General features: G+C 57.4%; 3 protein-coding genes. All 3 read left to right on the top strand.

The features are described 5' to 3' along the window. The first annotated feature begins 376 nt into the window (after positions 1-376). The 3 genes from ihfB to EKA13_RS26800 all read left to right on the top strand — a co-directional run bounded on the left by ihfB (position 377) and on the right by EKA13_RS26800 (position 2,534). Positions 377-670: an integration host factor subunit beta gene (ihfB, locus tag EKA13_RS26790; protein WP_065762000.1), complete on the top strand. Its 294-nt coding sequence runs from the start codon at positions 377-379 to the stop codon at positions 668-670. A 24-nt stretch (positions 671-694) separates the two neighbouring features. Beyond that, complete coding sequence (locus tag EKA13_RS26795) at positions 695-937, top strand: lipopolysaccharide assembly protein LapA domain-containing protein (RefSeq protein WP_065762001.1); 243 nt, start codon at positions 695-697, stop codon at positions 935-937. A gap of 145 nt (positions 938-1,082) precedes the next feature. After that, positions 1,083-2,534, top strand: coding sequence for an MBL fold metallo-hydrolase RNA specificity domain-containing protein (locus EKA13_RS26800; RefSeq protein ID WP_065762002.1), 1,452 nt, complete (start codon positions 1,083-1,085; stop codon positions 2,532-2,534). Positions 2,535-2,672 lie beyond the last annotated feature (138 nt).

The raw sequence follows: 2,672 nt of genomic DNA on the forward strand, positions 1-2,672 counted from the left end.
CTGATGGCGTCGGCGCGGTGCCAGTAAGTTCGCGGCGTCTGCATCGCGGGCAAGCCCGGCTCCTACAGCTTGCACGGCCTTTGTTGGAGCGGGGTGTCAGTAAGTTCGCGGCGTCTGCATTGCAGTTCAGCCCGGCTCTTATAGCTTGCACGGCCTTTGTAGGAGCGGGCTTGCCCGCGATAGCGTCATCAGCCTCAACCCAGCCCTTGCAGACCGGCACCCGCTTCCTGATGCCAGCCCATCATCCTGGGCCATCCCCACCATGGTGCAATTTTGAATTTTTGATTAAGTCAAGATCCACCCTGTTCAAATCCCTCCGAGCATGCTACAAACAGAAGAAGCAATGATCTAGCTGCTTGATAAAGAAGGGAAAAATATGACGAAGTCCGAGTTGATCGAACGTATTGTCACCCATCAGGGGCTGCTCTCGTCCAAAGATGTGGAGCTGGCCATCAAGACCATGCTTGAGCAAATGTCCCAGTGCCTTGCGACGGGTGACCGCATTGAAATTCGCGGTTTCGGCAGCTTCTCGCTGCACTACCGCGCACCCCGCGTAGGGCGCAACCCCAAGACCGGTCAGTCTGTCAGCCTTGATGGCAAGTTCGTGCCGCATTTCAAACCCGGTAAAGAGTTACGGGATCGGGTCAATGAAGACGAGGAAGAGGCGTGATACTGTCGGGAAAAGGAGATAAACATGCGCAACCTTAAACGCCTGCTGCTGGTACTGTTCGTTCTGGCGGTGGCAGCGGTTGTGCTGCTGTTTGTGCTGGAAAACCAACAATCCGTGGCGCTGGTCTTGTTTGGTTGGTCTGCACCGGCCTTGCCCGTTGCGGTGATTGTGCTGGTGGCGCTATTGCTGGGGCTCGCCGTAGGCCCACTGTTGGGAATGTACATCGCCCTGCGCGCCAAAGGCCGTGCTCGCCGCTCCAGTGTCTGAGGCCTGCCTGGTTTCAGGCAGCGGAATACTGGAGAGCACTAAAAAATAGGACTTTTCCTACAGCCACCCCATCCGATTCTGGCACCGTGCCCGCACGCTTCTGTGGAGTAATAGCGCTCCATAAATACGCACGGAACGGGCTCGTATGGTTTTTCCCGCTATTACCCACCACGGCGCCACCCAAGGCGTAACCGGCTCCTGTCACCAGCTTCATCTTGATGCCGCCCACAGCCTGCTGATCGATTGCGGCCTGTTTCAGGGTGACGAGTCGAGCCCAGCGGCCAACCTTGAAATCGACTTCCCGGTCGAGGGCATCAAGGCCCTGCTAATCAGTCATATTCATATCGACCATGTAGGGCGCATTCCCAACCTGCTCGCCGCAGGTTTCAACGGCCCGATCATCTGCAGTCAGCCCTCTGCCAGGCTGCTGCCGCTGGTGTTGGAAGATGCTTTCAAACTCAGCGTTACCCGTGACCAGAACACGGTAGACCGCTACCTCAAGCGTGTAGAGCAAGCCATCATTGCCGTGCCCTACGACCAATGGCATGCGCTCATCAACACCCCGGAGCTGGTCTGCAACATCCGCCTTCAGCGTGCAGGGCATGTGCTGGGGTCTGCTTACATCGAGTGCGATATCCACTACCCGAAAGCCGCTGCCAGCAAGCGCGTCGTGTTCTCCGGCGACCTTGGGGCGGCCCATACACCGTTGTTGCAGCCGCCCAAATCGCCAGAGCGCGCCGACATCCTGGTGCTGGAAAGCACCTACGGCGACCGCCTGCATGAAGACCGCACTCACCGCCAGCAACGGCTCGAACAGGCAATAGACCAGGCCTTGGCTGACCATGGCACCATCCTCATTCCGGCATTCAGTGCCGGCCGCACCCAGGAACTGCTCTACGAAATCGAAGACATCCTCCATCGCAAGGCGCTGCTGCCTGCCGAGCCTTGCCCGGGCGAGCAGGAAGCGCAGCAAGGGCTGCCCATTGACTGGCCACAACTGCCCATCATCCTTGACTCGCCCCTGGCCAGCCGATTCACCCAGGCCTACCGTGAACTCAACGACTTCTGGAACGATGAAGCCCAGCAACGTCTTAGCGAGGGGCGAAAACCGCTGCGCTTCAGGCAGTTGGTCACCCTAGACAGCCATGTGCAGCACCAGAAAACCGTCAACTACCTGGCCAGCACCGGCAGGCCTTCTATCGTCATTGCGGGCAATGGAATGTGCTCAGGTGGGCGAATCGTCAACTACCTAAAAGCCATGCTGGGCGACCCGCGGCACCAAGTGCTGTTTGTGGGCTATCAGGCTAGGGGCACGCCGGGCGCGGTCATCCAGGCCAGCGAGGGCGCCGAAGGCTTTGTGATGATTGACCTGGACGCAGAGATGTACGAAATCAAGGCCAAAGTCGCAACGCTGGGTGGCTACTCGGCCCATGCGGATCAAAAGGGTTTGGTGGATTTCGTAGCGGGAATGCAGCAGTGGCCTGAACAGGTGGTGCTAGTGCATGGCGAGAAGCGCGCCAAGGTCGCATTGGCAGCTGCATTGAAGCGCCGCTATGAGGAGGAGAAAAAAGTGATAACAGTAAAAATACCTACCTGATTTAAAAAGTCAGCCAAGTTGATCTGGTTGTTGTTAATTGCCTGTATGTGTTTCGATGGTTTATAGTGGATCCACCTTTTGAGACAGTGACTACGGGGTAGTTTAAGCTGTCGTCCTCGAAAGGATGACAGCAAATGG

It is taken from the genome of Pseudomonas defluvii, from assembly GCF_001695625.1.
Lineage (GTDB): Bacteria > Pseudomonadota > Gammaproteobacteria > Pseudomonadales > Pseudomonadaceae > Aquipseudomonas > Aquipseudomonas defluvii.